Source organism: Janthinobacterium sp. 61 (genome assembly GCF_002846335.1).
Classification (GTDB): domain Bacteria; phylum Pseudomonadota; class Gammaproteobacteria; order Burkholderiales; family Burkholderiaceae_D; genus Janthinobacterium.
Genome location: NZ_PJMQ01000001.1, coordinates 656,862 through 681,698 on the forward strand (window position 1 = coordinate 656,862; position 24,837 = coordinate 681,698).

24 protein-coding genes are annotated in these 24,837 nt (G+C 63.6%); 7 read left to right on the plus strand and 17 right to left on the minus strand.

Annotated elements, in window-relative coordinates; genetic code table 11:
* Positions 1–7 precede the first annotated feature (7 nt).
* The 3 genes from CLU92_RS03060 to CLU92_RS03070 all read left to right on the plus strand — a co-directional run bounded on the left by CLU92_RS03060 (position 8) and on the right by CLU92_RS03070 (position 3,620).
* On the plus strand, positions 8–475 hold the full coding sequence (locus CLU92_RS03060; protein WP_101480672.1) for a (2Fe-2S)-binding protein: 468 nt from the start codon (positions 8–10) through the stop codon (positions 473–475).
* The gene (locus tag CLU92_RS03065) at positions 468–2,786 is read left to right on the plus strand and encodes a molybdopterin cofactor-binding domain-containing protein (RefSeq protein ID WP_101480673.1); all 2,319 of its coding nucleotides are present in this window, start codon (positions 468–470) and stop codon (positions 2,784–2,786) included. The genes CLU92_RS03060 and CLU92_RS03065 overlap by 8 nt, the downstream gene beginning before the upstream one ends.
* A gap of 168 nt (positions 2,787–2,954) precedes the next feature.
* On the plus strand, positions 2,955–3,620 hold the full coding sequence (locus CLU92_RS03070) for a dienelactone hydrolase family protein (RefSeq protein ID WP_101480674.1): 666 nt from the start codon (positions 2,955–2,957) through the stop codon (positions 3,618–3,620).
* Positions 3,621–3,627: 7 nt separating this feature from the next.
* On the opposite strand, the gene fghA is transcribed toward CLU92_RS03070, so the two are convergent.
* The 5 genes from fghA to CLU92_RS03095 all read right to left on the minus strand — a co-directional run bounded on the left by fghA (position 3,628) and on the right by CLU92_RS03095 (position 8,547).
* Complete coding sequence (gene fghA / locus CLU92_RS03075; protein ID WP_101480675.1) at positions 3,628–4,497, minus strand: S-formylglutathione hydrolase; 870 nt, start codon at positions 4,495–4,497, stop codon at positions 3,628–3,630.
* Positions 4,498–4,553: 56 nt separating this feature from the next.
* Positions 4,554–5,417 carry an NAD-dependent protein deacetylase gene (locus tag CLU92_RS03080; protein WP_101480676.1) on the minus strand — a complete coding sequence of 288 codons (864 nt, stop codon included), beginning with the start codon at positions 5,415–5,417 and terminating at the stop codon, positions 4,554–4,556.
* Positions 5,418–5,465: 48 nt separating this feature from the next.
* Positions 5,466–6,137, minus strand: coding sequence for a signal peptidase I (gene lepB, locus CLU92_RS03085; protein WP_101480677.1), 672 nt, complete (start codon positions 6,135–6,137; stop codon positions 5,466–5,468).
* A 160-nt stretch (positions 6,138–6,297) separates the two neighbouring features.
* Positions 6,298–7,872: an oleate hydratase gene (locus CLU92_RS03090; protein ID WP_101480678.1), complete on the minus strand. Its 1,575-nt coding sequence runs from the start codon at positions 7,870–7,872 to the stop codon at positions 6,298–6,300.
* 135 nt (positions 7,873–8,007) lie between these two features.
* Complete coding sequence (locus CLU92_RS03095; RefSeq protein ID WP_101480679.1) at positions 8,008–8,547, minus strand: GNAT family N-acetyltransferase; 540 nt, start codon at positions 8,545–8,547, stop codon at positions 8,008–8,010.
* An 81-nt stretch (positions 8,548–8,628) separates the two neighbouring features.
* Between CLU92_RS03095 and CLU92_RS03100 the strand changes: the two genes are divergently transcribed.
* Positions 8,629–9,021, plus strand: coding sequence for a VOC family protein (locus tag CLU92_RS03100; protein WP_101480680.1), 393 nt, complete (start codon positions 8,629–8,631; stop codon positions 9,019–9,021).
* Between the two features lies 1 nt (position 9,022).
* Here the strand turns inward: CLU92_RS03100 and CLU92_RS03105 are convergent, their stop codons facing one another.
* The gene (locus CLU92_RS03105) at positions 9,023–9,607 is read right to left on the minus strand and encodes a DinB family protein (RefSeq protein WP_101480681.1); all 585 of its coding nucleotides are present in this window, start codon (positions 9,605–9,607) and stop codon (positions 9,023–9,025) included.
* A 160-nt stretch (positions 9,608–9,767) separates the two neighbouring features.
* Between CLU92_RS03105 and CLU92_RS03110 the strand changes: the two genes are divergently transcribed.
* Positions 9,768–10,772 carry an HDOD domain-containing protein gene (locus CLU92_RS03110; RefSeq protein WP_180338410.1) on the plus strand — a complete coding sequence of 335 codons (1,005 nt, stop codon included), beginning with the start codon at positions 9,768–9,770 and terminating at the stop codon, positions 10,770–10,772.
* A gap of 26 nt (positions 10,773–10,798) precedes the next feature.
* On the opposite strand, the gene CLU92_RS03115 is transcribed toward CLU92_RS03110, so the two are convergent.
* From CLU92_RS03115 to CLU92_RS03150, 8 genes are all read right to left on the minus strand, one after another.
* Entirely contained in the window at positions 10,799–11,500 is a 702-nt protein-coding gene (locus tag CLU92_RS03115; protein ID WP_101480683.1) for an ABC transporter ATP-binding protein, read from the minus strand.
* Positions 11,501–11,504: 4 nt separating this feature from the next.
* Entirely contained in the window at positions 11,505–12,218 is a 714-nt protein-coding gene (locus tag CLU92_RS03120; RefSeq protein WP_101480684.1) for an ABC transporter ATP-binding protein, read from the minus strand.
* Positions 12,211–13,182, minus strand: a complete 972-nt coding sequence (locus CLU92_RS03125) for a branched-chain amino acid ABC transporter permease (RefSeq protein WP_101480685.1) — start codon at positions 13,180–13,182, stop codon at positions 12,211–12,213. Before CLU92_RS03125 ends, CLU92_RS03120 begins: the two co-directional genes overlap by 8 nt.
* Positions 13,179–14,051 (minus strand): branched-chain amino acid ABC transporter permease, encoded by an 873-nt coding sequence (locus CLU92_RS03130; protein ID WP_099379617.1) that lies wholly within the window; start codon positions 14,049–14,051, stop codon positions 13,179–13,181. The genes CLU92_RS03125 and CLU92_RS03130 overlap by 4 nt, the downstream gene beginning before the upstream one ends.
* Before the next feature lie 97 nt (positions 14,052–14,148).
* Entirely contained in the window at positions 14,149–15,315 is a 1,167-nt protein-coding gene (locus CLU92_RS03135; RefSeq protein WP_101480686.1) for an ABC transporter substrate-binding protein, read from the minus strand.
* 125 nt (positions 15,316–15,440) lie between these two features.
* A complete protein-coding gene (locus tag CLU92_RS03140; protein WP_101480687.1) occupies positions 15,441–16,979 on the minus strand; it encodes a class I adenylate-forming enzyme family protein in 1,539 nt (512 codons plus the stop codon).
* An 11-nt stretch (positions 16,980–16,990) separates the two neighbouring features.
* Complete coding sequence (locus tag CLU92_RS03145; RefSeq protein WP_101480688.1) at positions 16,991–18,145, minus strand: acyl-CoA dehydrogenase family protein; 1,155 nt, start codon at positions 18,143–18,145, stop codon at positions 16,991–16,993.
* A 39-nt stretch (positions 18,146–18,184) separates the two neighbouring features.
* Positions 18,185–19,009 (minus strand): IclR family transcriptional regulator, encoded by an 825-nt coding sequence (locus CLU92_RS03150; RefSeq protein WP_101480689.1) that lies wholly within the window; start codon positions 19,007–19,009, stop codon positions 18,185–18,187.
* Positions 19,010–19,295: 286 nt separating this feature from the next.
* On the opposite strand from CLU92_RS03150, the gene CLU92_RS03155 reads away from it, so the two are divergent.
* Both CLU92_RS03155 and CLU92_RS03160 read left to right on the plus strand, forming a co-directional pair.
* Positions 19,296–21,302, plus strand: coding sequence for a TonB-dependent siderophore receptor (locus tag CLU92_RS03155; RefSeq protein ID WP_101480690.1), 2,007 nt, complete (start codon positions 19,296–19,298; stop codon positions 21,300–21,302).
* Between the two features lie 29 nt (positions 21,303–21,331).
* On the plus strand, positions 21,332–21,871 hold the full coding sequence (locus CLU92_RS03160; RefSeq protein WP_101480691.1) for a molybdopterin-dependent oxidoreductase: 540 nt from the start codon (positions 21,332–21,334) through the stop codon (positions 21,869–21,871).
* Between the two features lie 54 nt (positions 21,872–21,925).
* Here the strand turns inward: CLU92_RS03160 and CLU92_RS03165 are convergent, their stop codons facing one another.
* From CLU92_RS03165 to CLU92_RS03175, 3 genes are read right to left on the minus strand one after another with little or no spacing between them, the layout of a single operon-like run.
* Entirely contained in the window at positions 21,926–22,855 is a 930-nt protein-coding gene (locus CLU92_RS03165) for an alpha/beta hydrolase (RefSeq protein WP_101480692.1), read from the minus strand.
* On the minus strand, positions 22,852–23,718 hold the full coding sequence (locus CLU92_RS03170) for an alpha/beta fold hydrolase (protein ID WP_101480693.1): 867 nt from the start codon (positions 23,716–23,718) through the stop codon (positions 22,852–22,854). The genes CLU92_RS03165 and CLU92_RS03170 overlap by 4 nt, the downstream gene beginning before the upstream one ends.
* A 13-nt stretch (positions 23,719–23,731) precedes the next feature.
* Positions 23,732–24,793: a sugar phosphate isomerase/epimerase gene (locus tag CLU92_RS03175; RefSeq protein WP_101480694.1), complete on the minus strand. Its 1,062-nt coding sequence runs from the start codon at positions 24,791–24,793 to the stop codon at positions 23,732–23,734.
* Positions 24,794–24,837 lie beyond the last annotated feature (44 nt).

The following is a 24,837-nucleotide window of genomic DNA, read 5'->3' on the forward strand; positions in this document are numbered from 1 at the left end:
AATACTTATGTATAACATTACCGTGAATGGCCAGCCCTTCGGCACCGAGGCCGACGCCGAGACGCCGCTGCTGTGGGTGCTGCGCGACGAAGCCCATTTGAAAGGCACCAAGTTTGGCTGCGGCATCGGCATGTGCGGCGCCTGCACCGTGCATGTGGATGGCCGCGCCATGCGTTCCTGTATCACGCCCATCGCCGCCGTGACGGGCTGCGCCATCACCACCATCGAAGGCTTGTCGGCGGACGGCACGCATCCTCTGCAGCGGGCTTGGATCGCCACGCAGGCTCCCCAGTGCGGTTATTGCCAGTCGGGCCAGATCATGCAGGCGGCGACCTTGCTGCGCGACTATCCGCAGCCGACGGATGCGAATATTGATGCCGTCATGAGCGGTAACCTGTGCCGTTGCATGGCGTACGTGCGCATCCGCAAGGCCATCAAGCTGGCGGCCGGGATGCAGGAGGCGTCCGGTGTTTAGGTTGCCGAAAGAAAATTCAGCTGCCCGACCCAGTTCGCTGGGCCGGCGCGGTTTCCTGATCGCCGCCGCCGGTACGGGTTTTTCTCTGGCCTTCTTGCGTGCCGACAGCTCATTGGCCGCCGGCAAGGTGGCGCCCGTGCCGCCGGTCAAAGCCAGCGCGCCCGTGTTCGATCCCAGCATCTGGTTTCAGATCGGCCGCGACGGCATCGTCACCGTCAACATTGCCAAGGCGGAAATGGGCCAGCATATCGGTACGGCCCTGGCGCGCATCGTGGCCGAGGAACTGGAGGCGGACTGGGACAAGGTGCGCCTGCATTACGTGGACACGGACCCGAAATGGGGCTTGATGGTGACGGGCGGTAGCTGGTCCGTCTGGCAGAATTTCGATCCGCTCAGCCGCGCTGGCGCGGCCGGCCGCCTCGCGCTGGTCGAGGAGGGCGCGCGCCTGCTGCGCTTGCCCGTGTCGGCCTGCCACGCCAGGCTGGGCGTCGTGCATGGCCGGGGGCGGTCCATCAGCTATGGCGACATCGTGCGTCGTGGCAAGCTGGCGCGCCAGTATACGCCCGAGCAACTGAAAGCCATCGTGCTCAAGTCGCCGCAGCAGCGCAGCCTGATCGGCCAGCATGTGCAGGCGCTCGATATTCCGGCAAAAACGGATGGCACGGCCGTGTATGGCATCGATGCGCAGGTGGAGGGCATGCTGTATGCGCGCCCGAAGATCCCGCCCACGCGCTACGGTGCCAAGGTGGTCTCTATCGACGACTCGGCCGCAAAAAAGGTCAAGGGCTACTTGCGCTCGGTTGCCTTGCAGGACCAAAGCGGCACGGTGCCCGGCTGGGTCATGGTGGTGGCCGACACGTATGCGGCCGCCATGCGCGCGGCCGACCTGGTGCAAGTGAAATGGCGGGCCGGCGCGGCAGCCCACGTGGCGGAGCAGGATATCCTCAACTACGCCACCAAGCAACTGGCCGATGCCAGCCTGGGCGCCCGCGTGGTCGATGATGATGGTGTGGAGCAGGCGTTCAAGGATGCCAGCCTGCAACTGGAACGCCACTACACGACCAGTACCGTGCTGCATTTCCAGCTCGAACCGGTGAATGCGCTGGCGCAGGAAATCGACGGCGTCTGGCATATCCATGCGGGCAACCAGTGGCAATCGTTGATCCTGCCCGTGCTGGCGCAGGCGTTGAAGGTGCCGGAAAGCAAGGTGATGCTGCATACCTATCTGCTGGGCGGCGGCTTCGGTCGACGCCTGAATGGCGATTATTGCGTGCCGGCCGCGCTGGCGGCACAAGCCGTGGGACGCCCCGTCAAGATGATTTGCACGCGGGCCGACGATGCCCGTTTCGATTCGCCCCGCTCGCCATCCGTGCAGCATGTGCGCATGGCGTTCGACGAAGCCGGCAAGGTGTCGGCGATGGTGCACGAAGCGAGCGCGGGCTGGCCCACGCAAGCGATGATACCCGCCTTCCTGGCCAAGGATACGCAGGGTCATCCATATGACCCGTTCGCCATCGCCGGCGCCGACCACTGGTACGCGGTGGGCGCGCACCGCGTACGGGCCGTGTCGAACGACCTGGCCAACAGCAGTTTCCGCCCCGGCTGGCTGCGTTCCGTGGGACCAGGCTGGACGAATTGGGCAGTGGAAAGTTTTATGGACGAGGCGGCGCAGGCGGCCAAGGTCGACCCGCTGGCCTTCCGTTTGTCGTTGCTGCAGGCGACGGGGCGCAATGCGGGCAGCGCACCGAACGCCGTCGGCGGCGCTGCGCGCCTGGCCCATGTGCTGCAGCGGGTGGCGGACAAGGCGGGCTGGGGCACGGCCATGCCGCCCGACACGGGCCTGGGCATCGCCGCCACGTTCGGCCAGGAACGCGACATGCCCACCTGGACGGCCTGCGTTGCCCGGGTGAAAGTAGACCGCAGCACTTGCATGGTGAAAGTCGAAAAGTTGTTCATGGTCATTGATGCGGGCAGCATCGTCGATCCTGATGGCGCGCTGGCGCAGGCGGAAGGGGGCGCCCTGTGGGGCGTGAGCATGGCCTTGCATGAAGGCACGGCTTTCCTGAATGGCGAGGTGAAGGATACCAACCTGAATACCTACACGCCCCTGCGCATGGCCGATGTGCCCGAGCTCGACATCGAATTCGTGGCCAGCACGGCAACTTCGACGGGCATGGGCGAGCCGCCCACGACGGCCGTGGCGCCCGCCATCGGCAACGCCATCTTCGCCGCCGTGGCGTCGCGCGTGCGGCATTTGCCGATCCGCCCGGAAGCCGTGCTGAAGGGGCTGGACCGGCACGGCGCCGTTTGATGCGGACGCGCGGCAAAATGACGTGCGCCGCGCGTGAACGGACGCAGGCTGGTACACTGAGGATTGCAGCGCAGGGCGCGCAGGCGGCGCCCGGTTCGGCAAAATCAGCGCAGCAGTGTGATTTCAGCTTGATGTCAGCTCGATTCCAGCTCGATAGCGGAGGCAGCCATGCAAGAACAATTTGTCAGCATCACGGCCGATGAACTTCAAATGGACGGCGTGCTTGAAATGCCCGAGCGACCGGTCGGCATCGTCCTGTTTGCCCACGGTGCAGGCGCCGATAGCGACTATCTGGGCGCTTCAAGCCACGCCACTTCCCAGGATTTTCTGCGGGCGGGCATCGCCACCCTGCGTTTCGACCAGGGCGGCGTCGGGCCCGGCGGCGGCAGCAATGGCCACTCTTATTTTGTGCGCAGCGACATCGTGCTGCTGGCGCGTCAACTGGAAAAAGCCCTGGGCTGGCTGCAAGTCGATCCAGCCACGCGGCGCTTGCCTTGCGGCCTGTATGGCTATGGCACCAGCGCCGCCGTGGTGATGCAGCTGGCGGCCTGGCGCAGCGCGGAGATCGCCGCGCTGGCTGTCTGTGATGGCCAGGTGGAAATGGCGGGCAAGGCGGCGCTGGAAAATGTGCGTGTGCCTTCGCTGCTGATCGTGGGCGGGCGCGACCCCGATGTGGCTGGCCTGAACCGCATGGCCTTCGCCACCTTACGCTGCGACAAACAACTGGAACAGATCGCCGCACCCGGTGCTCCCGACACGCGGCACCAGGCGGCCTTGCTGGCCACTGACTGGTACATGCGCCATTTCAACGGGCATACCAGCACGGCGCAATAGGCGCCAGTCAGTCTGTGGCGCGCAGGTTTTGTGCATGGAAGCGCAGATGCTCTTCCATGAAGCTGGCGATGAAATAATAGCCGTGGTCATAGCCGGCATGGCGGCGCAGCTGCAGGGGCTGGCCGGCGTCGCGGCACGCCGCTTCGAACACCTCGGGATACAGTTGCTCGGTCAAGAACTTGTCGGCCAGGCCCTGGTCGATCAAGATGCCGCCAGGAAATAGTGCCGGCTTGCCTTGCAAGCCGCGCATCAGGGCGCTGGCGTCGTATTGCTGCCAGCTGGCTGCATCGCTGCCCAGGTAGCCTGTAAAAGCCTTTTTGCCCCAGGGACACTGGCTCGGTGCGGCGATGGGCGCGAAGGCGGACACTGAGCGGAACAGTTCCGGGTTGCGCAAGGCCAGCACCAGCGCGCCGTGGCCGCCCATCGAGTGGCCGAAAATACCCGTGCGTTGCGCATCGATCGCCAGTTCCTGTTCCAGCAGCGCGCGCAGTTCCAGGAGGTAGCTGTACATGCGGTAGTGGCTGCTCCACGGCGCTTCGGTGGCATCGACGTAAAAGCCGGCGCCCGCGCCGAAATCCCAGGCATCCGTCTCGCCCGCGATGTTGGCGCCACGGGGGCTGGTGTCGGGCGCGATCAGGATCAGGCCTTCTTCGGCCGCCACGCGCTGCGCGCCACTCTTGATCATGAACGTTTCTTCCGTGCACGTCAGGCCAGCCAGGTAAAACAGGGCGGGGCGCTTGATGCTGACGGTGTCGCCTGGCGCCGTGTCGGGAATGAAGGCCGAAAAACGCATGGGCAAGCCGATGGCTTGCGCGTCGTGGCGATAAAAGCGTTGTACACCGCCAAAACAGGCGTGTTCACTCAACAGTTCCAGCATGAATTCTCCTCGTCAATGCCATAGTATAGCGAGAGCGGCGCACCGCTGAGCCCGGATCAGTCCAGCATGGCCGCTAATGCTGGCAAGATGTCCTGTGCCGGCGCATCGGTCTTGAATGCCAGCAAATGGTCGGCGCGCGTCTTGCCCATGTTGATGGCGGCCACGGGCTTGCCCGTCTCGGCCGCCATGCGGCACAGGCGAAAGCTGGAATACACCATCACGGACGAGCCGACTACCAGCAGGGCGCTGGCCTCCATCAGCTTGCGCTCGGCCTCGGCCGCGCAGGCGGAGGGTACGCCATCGCCAAAGAACACCACGTCGGGCTGCAGGGTGCCGCCGCAGCGGGGACAGACGGGAAGGTGGAAGGTGGCCAGTTGCGACGGCTCCAGCAAGGCGTCGCCATCGGGCGCCGGCGTGGCAGTGGCGCCCAGCAACTGCGGATTGTCGCGTTCCAGCATGCCCTGGATCAGGCGGCGCGTGTGGCGGGCCTGGCAATCGAGGCAAACCACGCCATGTATGCTGCCGTGCAACTCCGTGACGGTGGCGCTGCCTGCCTGCTGATGCAGGCCATCCACGTTTTGCGTGACCAGGCCGCCGATGTGCTGGCGCTGCGCCAAATGCGCGATGGCCAGGTGGCCGGGATTCGGTGTGGCGCGCGCCAGGGTGGGCCAGCCTACCATGCTGCGGGCCCAGTAGCGGCGGCGCACGGCTTCCTCGCGGCGAAAGTCGGGACCTTGCACGGGGGCATTGCCGCGCCGCACGCCTTCCGTATCGCGGTAAGCGGGAATGCCGGACGCCGTGCTGATGCCGGCGCCCGTCAGCAGCAGCACCTCGGGATGGCGCTGCAGGAACTGCGCCAGCTGCTCGAGGGCGGGATCGTCGCTGGCGCTCTGCTGGCTGGCTGAGGGAAAGTTTTGCATGATGCGCCATGCTAACCGAAAAGCACGGCGCCGTTGCAAGGGGGGTGTTTACTCCAGCTTCATGCCGAAACGCTGCAGCCGCGGCTGCCAATGCTCTTCGATATTGGCCGAGACGAGGATGCGCTCGGCCTTGCCAATCAGCAATGCCCGTGGCACGAAGCCGAAATAGCGCGAGTCGGCGCTGTTGTCGCGGTTATCGCCCAGCATGAGGAAATGGTCGGCCGGCACCGTCACGGGGGCAAAGCTGCGCGCCGCGCCCGCGATTTGCGGCAAGACCTGGATGCGGTGCTGCTCGGTCTGGTTGCGCTCGCTGATGCGCTGCGCTGTCAGCTGGCCCAGGTGGGCGATGGTTTCAGGCGCCGTGTCGAGCGCCGTGTACCGGGCGGGCTGGCCATTGATGATCAGCTGTTCATTGCGCATTTCCACCGTGTCGCCGGGCAGGGCGATGATGCGCTTGATCAAGCGCGTGCCATCTTTCGGCGAGGAAAAGGTGACGATATCGCCCCGCTGCGGGTCGCCCAGGCGTTGCAGCACGATATCGGTGAGCGGCACTTTCAGGTTGAAGGCCAGGCGGTTGACGAAGACGACGTCGCCTTCGAGCAGGTTGGGGCGCATGGATGCCGACGGTATCGGATTCCAGTCCGCCACGGCCGTGCGGAAGACGCCGAACAGCAGCAGGAACATCAAAAAACCTTTGTTGGCGCGCATCCATGTTTTCATATTGGCTCTTTCGCTGGGCCGTGCCCGTGATGGTGAGGAGAGGCGCCATGGCTGCTGGCGCCCTATCCACGATGCACGGCGAGGCTGAAGCCAGTCTTAAATCAGGTGCATGCATGGCCGGCAGCGTGGCCTTTGTTGCGTGCAAGCGTCAGCGACGCGGCTATTTGAAGGCCTTGATGACGGCATCGAGCTTGACCTTCAGCGACTTGTCGTGCGCGTGGATGGCCGGCACTTCGCGCTGTACGCCGAGCAGCTGGTAGACGGCCGTCTGCGCTGCGCGTACCGAGTATTCCACCGTGAAGACGACATCGTCGGCGATTTCCACGAACTGGCTGACGAAGGCCAGGTTGACGGAGTTGGCCGGCACGGGCAGGGGACGGTCGCTCTTTGCGCGGGGCATGAACATGCTGGTGATGTAGGGCATGCGGCAGGGAATGCAGTTGGCCGTGGCCATGATGTCGAGGTCGAAGTTCAGGTGGCCGCACAGCTCGCGCAGGATATCCGCGCCGCTGCATTCGGACATGGGCTTGGCGACGAAGTTGCCGATGCGGTCAGGGTGCAGCGCATAGCCCCAGAATACTTGCACGCCCTCGGGCTGGCCGGCGAAATGGGGCTGGTGCGCCAGCACGATGGACATGAACCAGTTGCTGTCCTTGAAGGTGACGAGGCCGCCCGTGCCCGCGCTGTTGCCCGTGAATTGCTCCATCCTGTCAAAGAAGGCGCTGTCTTTCAGGGTGACCGTGTACGAGGCCCAGTATGATTCGGGGATGCTGCTGTTGAAGGCGGCGGGGCGTCCCAGTTCCGGGCGGCCCTCGGCCAGCTTTTCCCACAGGCGCCAGCCCTGGCTGTCGTTTTTCGTGCGCTGGGCAGGCGCGCTGTGCATGCTGCCATAGCTGGAGGCATCCGTCATCGAGGCGTTCTGGAAAAAGACCAGGTCGCCGGCGGCCACGGGGATCACGTCGGCCAGGCCGTGCCGCTGGCAGGCGATGGCGGTGGCGCTCAGGCGGCCGTCGCTCTCCTGCACCTCGATATCGCTCACCGTGCAATCCATGATGATGTTCACGCCTTGCTCCTGCAGCCAGGCGACCAGGGGACGTACCAGCGAATCGTACTGGTTGTAGACGGTGCGCTTGACGCCGGCCAGGGTTTCGATGCGCGAAAACTCCATCATGAAGCGGTGCAGGTAGCGCTTGAACTCGACGGCGCTATGCCAGGGCTGGAAGGCAAACGTGGTGGCCCACATGGTCCAGAACTTGGTGTCGAAAAATTCGGGTGAGAGCCAGTCCGTGATGGCGCTGCTGCCCAAGGTGTCTTCGTCGGCTTCCGTCAGCTTCAGCAGTTCCAGCCTGTCCTGCATGGAAAAGCCCATGCTGCTGACATCGACCTTGAAGCGGTTGCGGTCGACCAGGCGCGCGCGCGAGTGGGGAAGGTGCTGTTCGTTGAAGGCGATGGTTTCATCGTAGACGCTCTGGCCCGCATGTTCGAGCGAGGGTATGCTCTTGAACAGGTCCCAGGTGCACTCGTAATTATCGGTGGTCAGCATGCGCCCGCCGCGCAAGGTGTAGCCATCCTCTGCATTGCCGCCGCCATCGAGGCTGCCCCCGGTCACGGGCGACGCTTCGAAGACGGTAATGTTGCAACCTTGCATGCCGCCGTCGCGTATCATGAATGCGGCTGCGGCCAGCGAGCCGATGCCGCCGCCGACGAGGTAGGCTTTTTTGTCTGTGTTAGGCATGGTTTTCCCCTGAGTGTGAGTGCATCTGCATGCGCGAAAGGCTGGCAAGCGGCACGGCTGATGCCGCGCCATATTTGCCTATTTTACAACATCAGGGGAGAATCGGCAGATAAATAGAGCGTTCGTTCGGTTTTTTCAGGCGCTGGCGTGTTCCTTGCGCCGTTCAAAGTACAGCAAATCCGACCAGGCATCCTGGAAGTGCATGGCTTTTTCCGAACGGCCATATTGGCGAAAACCGTTGCGTTGCATGACGGCGATCGAACCCAGGTTTTGCGGCCGCGCCGTCGCTTCCAGGCGCCACAGTTCCAGTGCACCGAACGCTTCTTCCAGCAACAGGGCGACCACGCGCGTGGCGTAGCCGCGTCCGCCAAACCGTTCGCCGATGCGATAGCCGAGCGTCGCCTTGTTGAAATACGGGCGCGTGACGGCAGTCAGGTTGACTCTGCCGATGATCTGCCCGTCCAGCTTGGCCAGGTACTGGTATGCGCTGTCTTTCTCACGTTCGCGCTGCGCCTGCTCGATGGCGGCGGCGATGGCTTCATGGTGGTAATAGGACGGTGCGCGCGCCGTGACCCAGGATTCAAAATAGGTGCGGTTTTCCAGTTCAAAGGCCAGCAAGGCGGGAAGGTCGGCGCTGGAGGGGGGGAGCAATTGAAGGCGGTCGAGGTCTGGCATGGGATCGTGTCGGAAAGCGATGCGCCATTATAATCAGCTGGCGCATTTCGCCGCACATGCTTGAATTCATGAAGGAGCAGCATGCTGTCCCATATTTGCCTCGGCACCAACGACTTTCCCCGCGCCTACGCCTTTTACACGGCACTGATGGGAGAACTCGACTTGATCGAGAAATTTCACGATCCGGCCCAACCCTGGGCGGGCTGGATGGCGCGGGGGGCGCCGCGCCCCCTGTTCGTGCTGACGGCGCCGCATGACGGCTTGCCGGCCACTCCCGGCAATGGCCAGATGACGGCCTTGCTGGCGGCCAGCCGCTTGCAGGTGGACCGTTGCCACCAGGCCGTGCTGGCGCTGGGCGCCGTGTGCGAAGGGCTACCCGGCTTGCGGCCCCATTACCATCCCAATTACTATGGCGCTTATTTCCGCGACCTCGATGGCAACAAGTTGTGCATCTGCTGCCACGGCGAAGAATGATTCAGCGCTCTTTCCACACGTCGTCTTCCGTCCAGCCCAGTTCCAGGAAATCCTGCGCCCGCTCGTCCGCTTCACCTGCGCAATAGAACTCGTCGAGCTGGGGCACTTCGATACGCGTGCCGGCCAGCATGGCGTGCACTTGCCCACGGTGGTGGATCTGGTGCTGGAACAAATGCGCCAGCATGCGCTGGCGCGTGTCGACTTGCGGGGTGTCGCGCAGGATCGTCACGGGCCGCGCCAGGTCCGCATCGCACAGGCTGCGGCAATGGGCGATCAGGCGCAGGTCCGATGCGCGCTGCGCCGCGTGCAGGGCCGCGCCATCGGTGTACGGTTCGTCCTGTGCAAAAAAGACATAGCAGTCGGAATGAGGCTTTTCGCCGCGCAGCTCGCGTTCGAGTGCGTCGAGATAGAACCAGTCGCACGTCAGTATGTGGTTCAGGGTGAACTGGATGGTGGGGAAAAAGCTGACGCGCGTGGCCTGGAACTCGGCCTGGGTCAGCTGCCCGCAAGCCTTCAGCAAGCGGTGGTTGGCCCAGGCGTTGTTATACGCCTGGCCGGTGACGTAACGGGCCAGTGGATTGTTCATGATGTACCTTGCAAGGCAGGGAAGGCTGCGAGAGCGCCACTGTAGCACTTTGCGCCAGGTGGACCCAGCCGGTCACGCCGGCCGCCCCAGTACTGCTGTCATCAAGTACAATCGCGCAGCGGATTTCGCGATAGTGATGCATAAAGGTTTGGATAGCAAAATGGGTTGGATAGGAAAATTACTGAACGGCGGCGATGAAAAAAACAAGGCTGCGCCGGTCACGGCAGCGGCGGCGCCCGATATGACGCGGCAGCCAGCCACCATCACCGAAATCGATGCCATCTACTACCGCTGGCTGGCCGCCGCCGGTTCGGCGCAGGCTCCCGAGCAGGCCGAACAACAGATTCTGGACGAATTGATGCGCCTGGCCCGTGAACCGATCGCTGGCGCCGCGCTGGTGCCGCGCATTCCGGCCATCATCCCGCAGTTGATGCGTACCTTGCAAAATGAAAACATGAGCGCAGCCGAGCTGTCGCGCCAGCTGGCCCAGGACGTATTGCTGGTCGCCGAGGTCTACCGCGAAGCGAACCGGCCGCGCTACCATTCTCGCTACAACGCCAGCCCGTCGATCAACAACATGGAAGGCGCCATCATGCTGCTCGGGCAAAACGGCATGCGCATGTTGCTCGCCCGCGTCGCCTTCCGCCCCATCGTCAGCATGCAAAGCGGCGGGTTGACCATACGCACGGCGCCGCTGATCTGGCGCCAGTCCGAGAAATGCGCGCTGGCGGCCAACCTGCTCGCGCCGGCCATGCAGGCAAACGCCTTCGACGCCTATCTGGCGGGACTGATGGCCAATGTCGGCCTGGTGGTGGCGTTCCGGCTGATCGACCAGATGCATGCGCCCGATGCCTTCCCGCAATCGGACGCCTTCATTGCCCAGGTGTTTGCGCAAGCGCGTATCTTGTCGGTACGGATCGCCGAATTATGGGAGTTTCCCGAGTCCGTGACCAATGCGATCGAGCATGCCGGCGTCGATGCCCACGCCGATGCCGATCCGCAGGCGCAAGCGCTGGCGCTGGGCGATCGCTTGAGCAAGCTGCGCATGCTGGTCGATACGGGCCGCTTTCCTGCCGACGATCCCTTCGTGATGGCCGGACTCGGAAAAAGTCAGATGCTGGTGTTCGACAAGCTGGCCGACGAGGACGAGGACGACGAGGAGTGATGCCAGCTGCATGCAGCGGATATCACTCAGCGCGCAAAATAGAGTTCGTGCAGATGCTCGAGATCGACCTCGGAAGCGGCCTGCGACAGCGCCACTTTGCCGCTCTGCATCAGGTAGACGTGATCGGCCACGCCCACGGCGCGCGCCGTGTTTTGCTCGACGAGGATGATGGTGCGCCGGCCATCGTTCAGGCGCGCGAGGATCTCGAACAGCTCGTTGACCACCAGCGGCGCCAGACCCAGCGAAGGTTCGTCGATGATCAATAGCGACGGGTCCGACATCAAGCCCCGCGCCATGGCCAGCATCTGCGCCTCGCCACCCGATAGTGACCCGGCCAACTGCTTGCGGCGCTCGTGCAGGCGCGGGAACATGGCGTAGGCTTCGGCCAGGCGCACCGGCATGTGGCTGCGGTGCTCTTTCGGGAAGGCGCCCATGATCAGGTTTTCTTCCACACTCATGTCACGGAAGGTCATGCGCCCCTCGGGTATCATGGTGACCCTCGCGTCACTCATCTTCCACGTCGGTGTGCCATTGATGCCCACGCCATCGAGCGCGATGCTGCCCGCGCCCACGGGCAGCAAACCCATGATGGCGCGCAGCAGGGTGGTTTTGCCGGCCCCGTTCGGGCCGATGATGGTGGTCAGCTTGCCTTTCTGGATGGACAGCGACACATCCCACAGCACATTGATGGCGCCATAGCCGGCGCGCAGTTGACTAATTTCAAGCATCGTTTCAGGCATGAACTGCTCCCGTATAGCTTTGGATGACGGCTGGATCGCGGAACACGGCGTCCGGCGTGCCATCGGCGATCAGCTGGCCAAAATTGAGCACGGCCACGCGCTGGCACAGATTGCTGATGGTTTCGATATCGTGCTCGATCATGACGATGCCTACGCCAAAGGCGGCATGCAAGTCCTTGAGCATGCCCATGAAGCGGCGCTTGCCGTTCGTTTCCAGGCCTGCCAGCACTTCATCGAGCAGCAGCAGTTTCGGATTGGTGGCCAGCGCCTTGGCCACTTCCAGCGCCTTCAGTTCCGTCAGCGCCAGTTCGCTGGCAGCGTCGCGCCCGGCCTTGTCCGCCAGGCTGGTGAAATCGAGGATTTCATCGATCTTGCGCTGATCCACCTTGCCGGTGCCGAAGCGCTGCGCCACGATGAGGTTTTCGCGCACCGTCAGTTCATGCATGGGCTGCGGAATCTGGAAGGTGCGGCCCAGCCCAAGCCGGGCGCGCTGGTACATGGGCGTGGCCATGATGTCGCGCCCGTCGAAGCGGATGTGGCCACTGGTGGGGCGCACCAGGCCGGAAATCGCATTGAACAGCGTGGTCTTGCCGGCACCGTTGGCGCCGACGAGGCCGATCACGTCGTGGCTGCCCACGTTCAGGGTGACGGCATCGACGGCCGTCAGGCCGCCGAAGCGCACGGAGACATTATCGAGTTCAAGCATGGGATTTCTCCTTGATCATCGCTTTTTTCAGCCATTTTCGTAGCAGCGGCAGCAGGCCGTTCGGACTGAAGACAATCATCGCCACCAGCAGCACGCCCAGCACCAGCTGGTGCCCGGTGGGTATCAGCGACTTGAAAATGAGCTGGTCTACCAGGTAGACCACCACGGCGCCCAGCACGGGGCCGAGTATCGTGCGGTAGCCGCCGAAGATGGCCGCCACGATGGGCAAGGTGACCCACAGGCTGTTGAAGGCGTAGTCCGGTTCCAGGAAGTTGATGTAGTGGGCGTTGAAGGCGCCGAACAGGCCGGCCATGAAGGCCGACACGAGCAGCATCATGCCTTTCAACAGGGTGCTGTTGACGCCGACGACGCGCGTGGCGTCTTCGCTGTCGTGCATGGCGCGCAGGGCGATGCCGTAATGGCTGGAACGGATGCGACTGTACGCCAGCGCGCAGGCCACGACGAGGGTCAGCACCACCAGGTAGGCGCCCGTCTTGCTGGCCAAATCAAAGCCGAAGACGGTGGGCAGGGTGGGAATATTGTTGACGCCGCCGGCGCCGCCCGTCAGCGCACTCCATTCCGTGGCCAGGATGCGGAAGATGTGGGCGTAGGCGAGGATGGCCAGCGCAAAATACGGCCCGCGCAGGCGCAGCACGGGTAGCATGATGACGGCTGCCGCCGCAGCGCCGACGCCGCCCAGCAGCATGGCGGCAAACACGGGCAAGCCCAGTTTCACGGTGGTCAGCGCGGAGACATACGCGCCCACGCCGAAGAACGCCGCATGGCCGAAGCTGACCATGCCGCCCAGGTTGCCCAGCAGGGCCCAGGACATGGCCACGCCGCCGATGATCAGGGCCGCCACCACCATGCTCATCACATACTGGTTGCCGCCAAGGGCCAGCGGCACGGCGACATACGCGGCCAGCAGAAGGCCCGTCGTGGATATCAGTGTCGAGCGCTTCATCCGCGCCTCCGTTGTGCGCCAAACAGGCCGTTTGGCATGATGAACAGCACCAGCAGGAACAGCACCATGCCGGACAATTCCTGCAGTGCGGAGCTGGCCAGGGTGACGGTCAGCGCCTCGGCGACGCCCAGCAGTACGGCAGCGAGCAGCACGCCAGGGATGGAACCAATGCCGGCCAATACGGTGATGATGAAGGCTTTCACCGTCAGCGCGCCGCCGTAGGCGGGCTGGATCACGCCATAGCTGAACAGGGCCACACCGGCGAAGGCGGCCAGGATGCCGGCGACTAAAAACGAGACCAGCTCCGTGCGGCCCGGGTCGATGCCCATCAGCTTGGCCGCGTCGCGGTTGCTGGAGACGGCGCGCACGGCGCGGCCATACCAGCTGGTGGCCAGCCAGCGCCACAGGGCCGCCATCAGCACCAGGCTGACGCCGAAGAAAATCACTTCGCTGCGCATGCTGAAGAAGGGGCCAATCTCGATGCCTTCCTGCAGCCAGCTCGATGAGGTCGAGCGAATGTCCGCCTTCCACACCAGCAGGATGAAATTGGTGAGAATGACGCCGATGCCGTAGGTGAGGATCAGCGAATTGATTTCGCGGTCTTTCTTGATGCGGCTGACGATCAGGTACACGCCCACGGATGTGAGGCTGACGATCACCAGTGCGATGGGAATGGCGAACATGGGACCGAGTCCCAGGCCTGACTCCACGCTGTAGGCGATATAGGCGGCCAGCAGCACCAGTTCGCCGTGCGCCAGGTTGATCACTTTCATGGTGCCAAAGACCAGCGCCAGTCCCAGTGCGATCAGGGCGTAGGAGCCGCCCTGCAGCAAGCCTGAATAGAGGGCTTGCAAGATTAATTCTGTCATGTCGTCATCCCGTCAGGCAGCCCTGGCGAGGGCCAGAACTGCCGTTCATCGGTGCGCGCCCTGGCGGGCGCGCGCGTGTGCGCAGGGGAGGCTGCTGTTACCAGGGCAGGGCAGGATAAGCCAGCTTGCCCGTCGCGTGTTCCTTCGGCCAGACGATTACCACCTTCTTGTCCTGGTGCTGCGCCATGCGGTGCACGAAGTTCTGGTTGTCACCATTGGCGGAGAATTGCACCCGGCCGATCAGGGTTTCCCGGTCCGTCTTGCGCATTTCCTCTGCCACGCCGCCTTTCTTGATCGTGCCCTTGTCGGCCGCGCGCGCAATCGCCTCGAACAGCAGCATCGATTGCACGTAGCCGAACTGGCCCAGGTAATCCGGCTCCTTCTTGTACAGCTGCTTGTAGGCATCGCTGAAGGCTTTGCCGTCGGCCGTCTTGAATTCGGTGGGGAAGGGCAGCAGGGCCGTGCCGAAGACATTCGGCATCAGGTCGGGGAAGTCGGCCGCCATTTTCGGCGTGGCCAGCGACCACACGCCCACCATGGCCTTGATCTTCGGCTTCAGTACGCGGGCGGCGCGGATGATGCCAACGTAGTCGTTTTCATAGCCGACCATGGCCACCACTTCCGATTTATCCTGCAGCTTGATCTTGTTGATGATGGGCTTGAAGTCGGTAATGGCCGGATCGAACGAGTGCGTCGTCACCTTGACGCCCCTGGCGGCCAGGGCCTTTTCCACGTCCTTCGCCAGGCCCGTGGTGGCATCCTTGGTCGAATACACGATGGAGACGGACTTGGCGCCCACGTCCTGCAGCAGCCCCAGCATGGCTTTTTCGTAGCCGGCCGTGTTATTGATGCGGAAAAAATTCTTGCGTCCGCTGGCCACCAGGCTGTCGTCCACGCCGCCCGAGGTGATGTAGACCAGGCCCAGTTTGTTCGCCGTGTCCGAGGCGGGCGAGATATTGTTCGAGCCATAGCCGCCCGTGATGGCCACCACGCCCTGGCTGGCCAGTTTTTCCACGGCGGCGATGGCCTTGGCGGGTGCCGATTCGTCGTCGACGGTGACGATCTTGACGGTGTGCTTGCCGTTGGTCTTGTTGAATACCTCGGCTGCCACCATGATCCCTTCCTGCATGCCGGCGCCGACCCTGGCCAGGTTGCCCGTCAAGGGGATTTCGGCCCCGACCAGGAATTCGTCGGCGCTGGCCTGCGCCATCCAGGCGCTGGCAACCAGCGCTGCCATGGCGATGCGTGTGTATGTGCGTTTCATCGTGTCTCCTCCGGTGATGTGACTCGGTTTGCCGGCGCCAGGATCGGCACCGGCAAAACCACCCGCCTGGGTTTTATTGTCGGGTGTATTGAAAGCAACTGCAATGGTGAATTTACTGCCTGTTTTTACTGCCTGTTTTGCGCCATCTGCCGCAGCTGCCCCTTTAAAATCTTGCCTGTGGCGGCCGCCGGCAGCGCTTCCATGACGATGATGGCTGATGGACATTTGTAAGGCGACAGGGTCTGCGCCAGGTAGTCCAGCAAGGCCTGCACCGTCACGGGGTGCTGCGGGTCCAGCTCTACATAGGCGATGACGTCCTCGTTGCCATCGTCCAGGGTGCGTCCCACCACGGCCGATTGCACCACGGAAGCGTGGGCGTTCAGCGCCGTTTCCACTTCCAGCGGATACACATTGAAGCCGGAGCGGATGATCAGTTCCTTGGTGCGGCCCACGATGAACAGCGCGCCATCTGGCTCTTGGCGCGCCATGTCGCCTGTATTGAGCCAGCCGCCGTCGCGCATGGTGGCTGCCGTCATGTCCGGTTCGCGGTAGTAGCCGGCCATGACATTCGGCCCGCGTATCCACAGTTCGCCCGCATCGCCCGGCGCCACGTCCGCGCCGGCCAGGTCCACCACGCGCACTTCCACGCCGGGGATCGGCGTGCCGACGGAACTGTCATGGCGCGGCGCATCGAGCCGCGTCTGGCTGATGGTGGGCGCGCTTTCCGTCATGCCGTAGCCGTTGTGCAGCGCGGTGCCCAGCAGCTTTTCCACGTCGCGCTTGAGCGATGGCGCCAGCGGCGAGCCGCCCGCATACGCAAAGCGCAGCCGCGTGGGCAGCGGCGTATCGGTGCCGCCCAGGGTTTGCAGCAGCTTGGCGTACATAGCGGGCACGCCCTGCACGATGGTCAATTCATCGTCTTTCAGCGCGGCCAGCAGGCCATCGACGGAAAAGCGCGGCACCAGATACAGAGCGGCGCCCGCATACAGGGTGCCAAGGGCAACCGAGGCCAGGCCGTACACGTGAGAAATCGGCAGCACGCCGTAGGCGCGGTCGCTGCGCGTCAATCCCCGCAAGGTGCTGGAGACGGCGGCAATGAACAGCAGATTGCGGTGCGTCAGCATGACGCCCTTCGATTGTCCCGTCGTGCCCGTGGTGTAGATCAGCGCGGCCACCTGTTCGTTGCCGGGTACGCAGGCTTCCGCGATAGCTGCGCTGTTCAATTCGCCCGCCAGCAGCTCGCCCATGCCGTCGACCGTGGCGCTGGCCGCGCCCAGACGTGCCGCATGCGCTGCCGCTTCCGGCGAGGCGCCGGCCAGGAACAGCACCCGCCGTGCGGAACTGTGCGCCGCGATGGTGTCGATCTCGCGCGCCGACAGGCGGGCGTTGACATTGACAACCCACGCATCGATGCTGGCGGCCGCGAAGATCAGCGCCACCTGCAGCGCGCTGTTCTCGCCCACCACCATCAGGCGGTCGCCGGCGCGCACGTCCAGCTGGCGCAGCAGTTGCGCGGCGCTCGCCACGCTGTGCTGCAGCTGCCCGTAGGTCCAGTGCCGTCCGCCTTCATGCAATGCCGGCGCGTCGGGCACGCGTGCTGCCCAGTGGGCGGGGATGGCCGAGAGGCGGGCCGGAAGACCGGCCAGCAAGGCTGGAATATCCATCGCTGCCTCCTTCACTTTTGCGCTGCCTTGATCATGTTGCGGGCGATGACGATCTGCTGGATCTGTGTCGTGCCTTCGTAGATGCGGAACAGGCGCACGTCGCGGTAGAAGCGTTCGGCCGCGTATTCGCTGATGTAGCCGGCGCCGCCGTGGATTTGCACGGAGCGGTCGGCCACGCGGCCGCACATTTCGGAGGCGAACAGCTTGCAGCACGACGCTTCCGTCGAAATGTCTTCCTTGTTGTCGCGCCGGCGCGCGGCGTCGAGCACCATGCTGCGTGCCGCGTAAATCTCGGCCTTGCTGTCGGCCAGCATGGCCTGGATCAGCTGGAATTCCGCAATGGGCTGGCCGAACTGCTGGCGCTCCATCGCATACGCCAGCGCGTCAGCCAGCATGCGTTCGGCCGCGCCCACGCAGACGGCGGCGATGTGCAGGCGGCCCTTGTCGAGCACCTTCATGGCTGTCTTGAAACCCACGCCTTCCTTGCCACCGATGATGTTCGCGGCTGGCACGCGGCAGTTTTCAAAGATCACGTCACAGGTGTGCGCGCCTTGCTGGCCCATCTTTTTATCGATTTTTCCCAGCGAGAGGCCCGGCGTGTCCCTTTCCACGATGAAGGCGGAGATGGCAGAGGCGCCCCGCTTGACGGGGTCCGTGCGCGCCATGACGGTAAAAATGCTCGCTTCGGGTGCGTTGGTGATATAGCGTTTGCTGCCATTGAGGATATAGAAGTCGCCGTCGCGCACGGCGCTCGTGCGCAGCGATGCCGCATCGGAGCCGGAACCGGCTTCCGTCAGGGCGAACGAGCCGATGATCTCGCCGGCCGCCAGTTTCGGCAAATAGTGCTGTTTCTGCGCTTCCGTGCCGTCGATGACAATGCCTTGCGAGCCGATGCCGTTGTTCGTGCCGATCAGCGAGCGGAAGGCGGGCGAAGTGCGGGCGATTTCAAACGCGACCCTGACTTCCTCTTCCATGCTCAGTTCCAGGCCGCCGTAGGCTTCCGGGATGGACAGGCCGAACAGGCCCAGTTCGCGCATCTGTGCCACGATGGCGGGCGGTATCGTATCCGTGTCGGCCACCAGCGCCTCGTTCGGCACCAGCACTTCGCGCACGAAACGGGCGATGCTATCGAGCAGGATGTTCAGGGTTTCTTCGTCGCGTATCATCGGGGTCCTCGGAGGCGATGTTGAGAGGGGGCGCGCAGTCTAACCGCGGCCCAGGTTTTTTTCCACTGTCTTGACCAGGGCGACCAGGCGTGGTCCCAGGTCCGATTCGAGTTTTTCACGCGATAGCAGGAAGGCGGGGCCACCGCAATTGAAGGCCATCACCTGTTCGCCGTCAAAGCCCTGCATGGGCACGCCCACTGCATGCACGTCGTTCTGCCACTCGCCGGCCGAGATGCAAAAGCCCCGGTCCTGGTAATCCTTGAAGCCTTGCTCGATGCCGGCCTTGATGCGCGGCCAGCGTTCCGTCTCGTGCACGCGCGCATGGTCCATCAGGTAGTCGCGTTCTGCCTGCGGCAGGATGCACAGCAGGGCCTTGCCCATGGCCGTCGTCATCAAGGGAATGCGCGAGCCGACGTCGAGGCGCAGGGTGACATTGGCGCTGCTGCGGCAGGTTTCCACGTAGACCATGCTGAGACGGTCGCGCGTGCCCAGAGAAACGGAGGCCTGTGCATGTTCGGCCAGTTCTTCCATCAGCGGGCGCGCCATCTTGCGCACGTCGAGGTTCGACAGCATGCGGTAGCCGAGGGCCAGTACGCCGGCGCCCAGCTGGTACTTGCCCAGACTATCCGAGTAATTCAGGTAGCCCAGTTTGGTGAGTGTGTAGGTGAGGCGCGAAATCGTGGGTTTCGGGATGGCCGTGCGCTTGGCCATGTCCGCGTTCGACAGGAATACTTCGCCGGGTCGGAAGCAGCGCAGCACTTCCAGGCCCCGCGCCAGCGCGTTGACGAACTGGCGGTCCTTGCCTTCCTCGTCATCGCTGAAAACGATGAGTTCCGGATCGGCTGCGGCCTGAGTATTTGTCATATTTGCTTTCATTTTCTGACTCCCTGCAAATCAGTTTGCCTAGCCGAATCTCGCATGTCAATCGTTTTGTGAAACATTCGTTCGCACAGCGAAATGCTGCGCTGCATGAAAAAGGCGTGAAATTTGACCTGCGCAAGTGTTTCCAGTCCTGTCGCTTGAGCATCGCTATATACGTCTGTATATTGCGCTATTGGGTGACGGCCGCTGCATGTGTGGCCGATTTTTTTGTATATCGCTATATAAAACGGTATATAACGCATATGACGAGAGTGGAAAGAACAAGACGATGTTGAAACAGGTAATGGCAGGCGCCGTGATGCTGGCGCTGGCGCAGATGGCACTGACGGCGCAGGCGCAGCAAACGGCAGGCAAGGAGGAAATGGAGGCGGCGCCGTTCGTGCTGGGCACGGTGACGGTGATCGGCCAGCGCGACCAGCTGGGGCAGGTGGCGCAGTTGGATGAGCAGCAAGTGGGTTCGCAGGTGAGCCGCGCCGAAATGCGCCGCTTTAACCGCGACAACGTGGGTGACGCCCTCAATTTGCTGTCGGGCGTGTCGCTGTCGACCAATTCGCGCAACGAAAAAACCGTCGCCATCCGCGGTTTCGATGCGCGCCAGGTGCCGCTGTACATCGATGGCATTCCCGTCTACGTGCCCTATGACGGCTATGTCGATTTCAACCGCTTCACGACGGCCGACCTGGCCGCCATCCAGGTGGCCAAGGGCTTCAGCTCCGTGGCGTATGGCGCCAACACCCTGGGCGGCGCCATCAATCTGATTTCGCGCAAACCCACGGCGCGCCTTGAGGGCGATACCTCCATCGGTTTCGGCTCGGGCAGCGAGCGCCAGGTGTCGGCCAACGTGGGCACCAACCAGGGCCTGTGGTATCTGCAGGCGGGTGTGTCTTACATCGACAGCGACGGTTTCCCCCTGTCGTCCGACTTCCGTCCCACGGCCACGGAGGACGGCGGCATGCGCAACAATGCTTACCGCAAGGACCATAAACTGTCGTTCAAAATGGGCTACACGCCCGGGGGCGGCGACGAGTATGCGCTCAGCTACTACAAGCAGCATGGCGAAAAGGGCCAGCCGCCATCGACTAATCCCGTGGGCGCGCGCTACTGGCAATGGCCGTACTGGAACAAGGAAAGCCTGTATTTCGTCTCGCAGACGCGCCTGGGCGAGGTCGAACGCCTGAAACTGCGGCTGTACCACGACAGCTACGACAATGAAATCACGTCCTACACGAACGGCAGCTACGCCACGCTGAAGACCAGCGGCCAGGGCAGCGTCAGCGGCGGGCGCAGCATCTATAACGACCGCACGAACGGCGGCGCAGTGGAGCTCGAATCGTTCCGCCTCGCCACGCACAGCCTGCGTTTCGTCGCCAGCGTCAAGGCCGACGAACACCAGGAACTGGACGCCAGGGGCGTGCGCAATACCTGGTACAAGGATGTCCTGTGGACCCTGGGTGCGGAAGACAGCATCGCCCTCAATGCGGCGACGGAGCTGTCGCTGGGCTTGTCGCGCAATGCACTGCGCCCGGACACCGTCTACAGCGCCGGCAATGCGTATACCTTGCCGAGCAATCAATCGGCCACCGACCTGCAGGCGGGCCTGTTCCACAAGATCGGTCTTGATGCGCGCGTGTACGCCACCGTTGCGCGCAAGTCGCGCCTGCCGACCTTGAAGGACCGCTACTCGCAGCGCCTGGGCACATATATCGAAAACCCGGCCCTGCGCGCGGAAGAGGCGATGAATTATGAGCTGGGGTATCAAGGAAACTCCCAGGGCGCCAAGGTGGAAGTTGCGCTGTTCTACAGCGACGTGAAGGACAAGATCCAGAGCGTGGCGAATGTCTCGGGTGTGCGCGCGCAGATGCGCAACGCGGGCAGGGCGCACATCAGCGGCGTGGAACTGGGCTTGCGCGGCCGCGCCGGCGCCTGGCTGGATGTCGGTGGCAACTATACGTATACGGAGATGAAGAATGTTAGCGACCGCGCCATCCGCCTGACGGACGTGCCGCGCCACAAGCTGACGGCGCACGCCGTGCTGCATGCTGCACGCCAGGTCGACGTGGTGGCCGTCGCGGAATCGAACAGCGGGCGCTGGGTTTCGAACACTTTGGCACTCGGTGGTTTTACGACGCTGAACCTGAAGGCCGTCTACCGCCCCTTGACGGACTTGACCCTGGAAGCGGGCGTGGCGAACCTGGGTGACCGCAATTACGCGCTGTCCGACGGCTTCCCCAGCGCCGGGCGCACCTGGCTGGCCAGTGCGCAGTACCAGTTCTGATTTTTGACTGTTCAATGAAAGGACACAGCATGTTCAAGAAAATATTTGCTGCTTGTACAGCGGCGTCGTTGCTGGCGTCGGCACCGGCCGCGTGGTCGGCACCCGCTGGCGCGCGCGACAACATGAGCCACGCGCTTGCCGTGACGGGCATGGTGGAAACACCTTTGATTCTGAAGGTGGCTGACCTGCGCCAGATGCCGCCCGCGAATGGCGGGGAAATCGCCGTCACACGCCATAATGGCGACAAGGCCGAGACCATCACCAGCTATCAGGGTGTGCGCCTGCGCGACATCCTCGACAAGGCGGTGCTCGATGCGCCGGGCCATAACGACGTCAAGAAGATCGCCATCATCGCCACGGCGACCGATGGCTATGCGGTGGTGTTTTCCTGGGGCGAGCTGTATAACGCACCGGCCGGCGAGGGCGTGATCGTCTACTACGAAAAAAACGGCAAGGCGCTCGACGACAACGATGGTGAAATCGCCCTCATCTCGGCGAAAGACATTCGCACGGGGCCGCGCCATGTGAAATGGTTGAACGGCATCGAGGTGCGCAAGCTGGTGGAGTAATGAGAAACGCCGCCGTGGAGCCTTCCCCGGCGGCGTATTTTTTACCGTCGCTGCTTACCTTCCCAGCGCTGTTCGCATCGCCTGGCCCGCCACTTCAAACAATCCCCGCGCCGCTGGCGTCAAGCCCAGCATGTGCATAGCCGCGTGGATCATGCCGTCGAGCTGCACGCATTGCGCCTCGACGCCATCGTCTTGCAAGCGCCGTGCATACGCCGCACCTTCGTCATGCAGCGGATCAAATTCGCACACCAGCACGGTCGCCGGCGGCAAGTCCTTCAGCGAGGCGGCCCGCAGGGGCGCCGCGTAGGGATGCGCGCCATCGGCCGGCTCGTTCAGGTACGCCGACCAGCAAAAACGCATCGCTTCGCGCGTCAGCGAATGGCCCTCAGCATAGCGCTGGTAGGACGGCGTGTCGAAAGCGAAATCGAGCGCCGGGTACAGCAGCAGCTGGTGCGCCAGCGCGGGACCGGCCTGGTCGCGTGCCATCAGTGCCGCTGCCGCGGCCAGGTTGCCGCCCGCACTGTCGCCGCCCACGGCCAGGCGCTTCACGTCGATGCCCAGCGCCGCGCCATGCTCGGCGACCCAGCACAGCGCCCCGTAAAAGTCGTTCAGCGGCACGGGGAACTTGTGCTCTGGCGCCAGCCGGTAGTCGACGGAAAAAATCACGCAGCCGGTGGCGTTGGCAAGCGCGCGGCACGGATTGTCGTACAGGTCCAGCGAACACAGGCACCAGCCGCCGCCATGCGCGAAGACGATGGCGGGCAGAAGCTTGCCCGTATCCGCGCCAGCCGGCACGTAGGTGCGCACGGTCAGCGCATGTTCGCCCGGCAGCACGTAATCCTTGATCGAGGCGACGTCTTCCAATGGCCCGTGCAACTGGCGCAGCCCCGTTTCCGTGGCGGCGCGCAGGTCTGCCAGCGAGGCGGGCGGCGGCGCATCGTTTACCTGTGCCAGGAAGGCCGCTACTTGCGGGTCCAGGCTCATGCCGGCGCTCCCGCCAGGAAGGGCAGCAGGTGGGCGATGAACGCTTCCGGCTGTTCTTCCATGATGAAGTGGCCGCATTCGGCGACGATGGCGCCTTGTAAAATGTCGGCCTTGCCCTGCATGGTCAGCAGGGGCGCGTCATTCGTCGCGTGGTCGGCGCCGATGGCCAGTACGGGCATGGCCAGGCTCTTTTTCGCCCGTTCCAGGTTTTGCCGGATGGTTTCGGGTATGGCCCGGTAGTAGGCGAAGCCCGCGCGCAGGGCGCCCGGCGTGGCGTAGGCATCCGCATACACGTCGACGGCCACCTTGTCGCGGCGGTACGACCAGCGGTCGAAAATGAAGCGGATGTATTCGCGCTCCTTGCCCGCCGTGAGCATTTCCGGCAAGTCCAGCACCTGGTTGAACATGAAATGCCACAGGAAGATGTTGTCGGACGGCGCCACGAAGATGGGCGGCGCCGGCGCGAGGCCGGGAATCACGGCTTCCGTCAGCGCCAGTTTCGTCACGGCCTGCGGGAAGTCGCTGGCCAGCGCATAGCCCACCCACATGCCGATGTCGTGACCGACCACATCGTAGTGCGCGTGGCCCAGGGCCAGCATGGCGCGGTGCAGGGTGGCCGCCACGGTGCCCGTATCGTAGCCATCGGCCGGGCGGCTGGAGTGGCCGCTGCCTGGCGGGTCGATGGCGATGGCCTGGTAGCCATTGGCCGCCAGGGCCGCCATCACGTGGCGCCACGCATACCAGGTCTGCGGCCAGCCGGGAATCAGCAGCACGGGTTTGCCTTCGCCGGCAATCACGCAATGCAGGCGCTGGCCGTCGATGCGGACGTAATCATGTGTAAATTCGTGGGTAAAATCGTTCACGGGGTTTCCTTGTTTAGTTGTGCTCGATGCCGAGCAGGGTGTTGATTTGTTGCGCGCTGACGGGGGCGCCGGCGAAGTCGTCGAAGATCTTGTCCGTCACGGGAATGATGTGGGCATTGATGAAAGCCACGCCCTCGCGCGCACCCACTTCCTGGTCCTTCAGGCAGCATTCCCATTCCAGGGTGGCCCAGCCCGCGTAATCGTTTTGCGCCATCTTCGAAAAGATCGCCTTGAAGTCGACCTGGCCATCGCCCAGCGAGCGGAAGCGCCCGGCGCGGTTTTCCCACGACTGGTAGCCGCCGTAAATGCCTTGCCGTCCCGTCGGATTGAACTCCGCATCCTTCACATGGAACATGCGGATGTGGTCTTTGTAAATATCGATGAATTCCAGGTAGTTCAGCTGCTGCAGCACGAAGTGGCTGGGGTCGAACAGCATCTTGCAGCGCGGGTGGCGTCCCACGCGCTCGTAAAACATCTCGAAGCTGATGCCATCATGCAGGTCTTCGCTGGGGTGGATTTCGTAGCACAGGTTGACGCCCTGTTCCTCGCACACGTCGAGGATAGGCAGCCAGCGGCGCGCCAGTTCGTCGAAGGCCGTTTCGATCAGGCCGGGCGGGCGCTGCGGGAACGGGAACAGATATGGCCAGGCGAATGAGCCGGAAAATGTGCCCATTTCCGTCAGGCCCAGGCGCTTCGAGGCCATGGCCGCCAGCTTGACCTGCTCGATGGCCCATGCCGTGCGTGCCGCCGGCTGGCCACGCAGGTGTTCCGGCGCGAAGCTGTCGCACAGCGCGTCGTAGGCCGGATGTACGGCCACCAGCTGGCCGAGGATGTGCGTTGTCAGTTCGCTGATGACCAGGCCGTGGCTGGCCAGCATGGCGACCAGTTCGTCGCAGTATTGCTGGCTGTGGGCGGCTTGCGCCACGTCGAACAGGCGCGCATCCCAGGCGGGAATCTGCAGGGCCTTGAAGCCCATGCCGGCCGCCCACTCGGCGATGGCAGGCAGGGTGTTGAAGGGCGCCGTATCGGCGGCGAATTGTGCCAGGTGCAGGCTGGGTCCTTGGATGGTTTTCATATCGGCTCCTATTGTTTGTCGATCGACAAAGAATAGGTGAAATT

Excerpts from the sequence above, each read along its gene's own strand:
- CLU92_RS03145 (WP_101480688.1), bottom strand. The coding sequence starts at position 18,145 with ATGATACGCGACGAAGAAACCCTGAACATCCTGCTCGATAGCATCGCC.
- CLU92_RS03125 (WP_101480685.1), bottom strand. The coding sequence starts at position 13,182 with ATGAAGCGCTCGACACTGATATCCACGACGGGCCTTCTGCTGGCCGCG.
- lepB (WP_101480677.1), bottom strand. The coding sequence starts at position 6,137 with ATGAAAACATGGATGCGCGCCAACAAAGGTTTTTTGATGTTCCTGCTG.
- CLU92_RS03095 (WP_101480679.1), bottom strand. The coding sequence starts at position 8,547 with ATGCCAGACCTCGACCGCCTTCAATTGCTCCCCCCCTCCAGCGCCGAC.
- CLU92_RS03165 (WP_101480692.1), bottom strand. The coding sequence starts at position 22,855 with ATGAGCCTGGACCCGCAAGTAGCGGCCTTCCTGGCACAGGTAAACGAT.
- CLU92_RS03130 (WP_099379617.1), bottom strand. The coding sequence starts at position 14,051 with ATGACAGAATTAATCTTGCAAGCCCTCTATTCAGGCTTGCTGCAGGGC.
- CLU92_RS03080 (WP_101480676.1), bottom strand. The coding sequence starts at position 5,417 with ATGCAAAACTTTCCCTCAGCCAGCCAGCAGAGCGCCAGCGACGATCCC.
- CLU92_RS03150 (WP_101480689.1), bottom strand. The coding sequence starts at position 19,009 with ATGACAAATACTCAGGCCGCAGCCGATCCGGAACTCATCGTTTTCAGC.
- CLU92_RS03155 (WP_101480690.1), top strand. The coding sequence starts at position 19,296 with ATGTTGAAACAGGTAATGGCAGGCGCCGTGATGCTGGCGCTGGCGCAG.
- CLU92_RS03140 (WP_101480687.1), bottom strand. The coding sequence starts at position 16,979 with ATGGATATTCCAGCCTTGCTGGCCGGTCTTCCGGCCCGCCTCTCGGCC.
- CLU92_RS03160 (WP_101480691.1), top strand. The coding sequence starts at position 21,332 with ATGTTCAAGAAAATATTTGCTGCTTGTACAGCGGCGTCGTTGCTGGCG.
- fghA (WP_101480675.1), bottom strand. The coding sequence starts at position 4,497 with ATGCTGGAACTGTTGAGTGAACACGCCTGTTTTGGCGGTGTACAACGC.
- CLU92_RS03110 (WP_180338410.1), top strand. The coding sequence starts at position 9,768 with ATGGGTTGGATAGGAAAATTACTGAACGGCGGCGATGAAAAAAACAAG.
- CLU92_RS03175 (WP_101480694.1), bottom strand. The coding sequence starts at position 24,793 with ATGAAAACCATCCAAGGACCCAGCCTGCACCTGGCACAATTCGCCGCC.
- CLU92_RS03100 (WP_101480680.1), top strand. The coding sequence starts at position 8,629 with ATGCTGTCCCATATTTGCCTCGGCACCAACGACTTTCCCCGCGCCTAC.
- CLU92_RS03115 (WP_101480683.1), bottom strand. The coding sequence starts at position 11,500 with ATGCTTGAAATTAGTCAACTGCGCGCCGGCTATGGCGCCATCAATGTG.
- CLU92_RS03105 (WP_101480681.1), bottom strand. The coding sequence starts at position 9,607 with ATGAACAATCCACTGGCCCGTTACGTCACCGGCCAGGCGTATAACAAC.
- CLU92_RS03090 (WP_101480678.1), bottom strand. The coding sequence starts at position 7,872 with ATGCCTAACACAGACAAAAAAGCCTACCTCGTCGGCGGCGGCATCGGC.
- CLU92_RS03060 (WP_101480672.1), top strand. The coding sequence starts at position 8 with ATGTATAACATTACCGTGAATGGCCAGCCCTTCGGCACCGAGGCCGAC.
- CLU92_RS03120 (WP_101480684.1), bottom strand. The coding sequence starts at position 12,218 with ATGCTTGAACTCGATAATGTCTCCGTGCGCTTCGGCGGCCTGACGGCC.
- CLU92_RS03135 (WP_101480686.1), bottom strand. The coding sequence starts at position 15,315 with ATGAAACGCACATACACACGCATCGCCATGGCAGCGCTGGTTGCCAGC.
- CLU92_RS03070 (WP_101480674.1), top strand. The coding sequence starts at position 2,955 with ATGCAAGAACAATTTGTCAGCATCACGGCCGATGAACTTCAAATGGAC.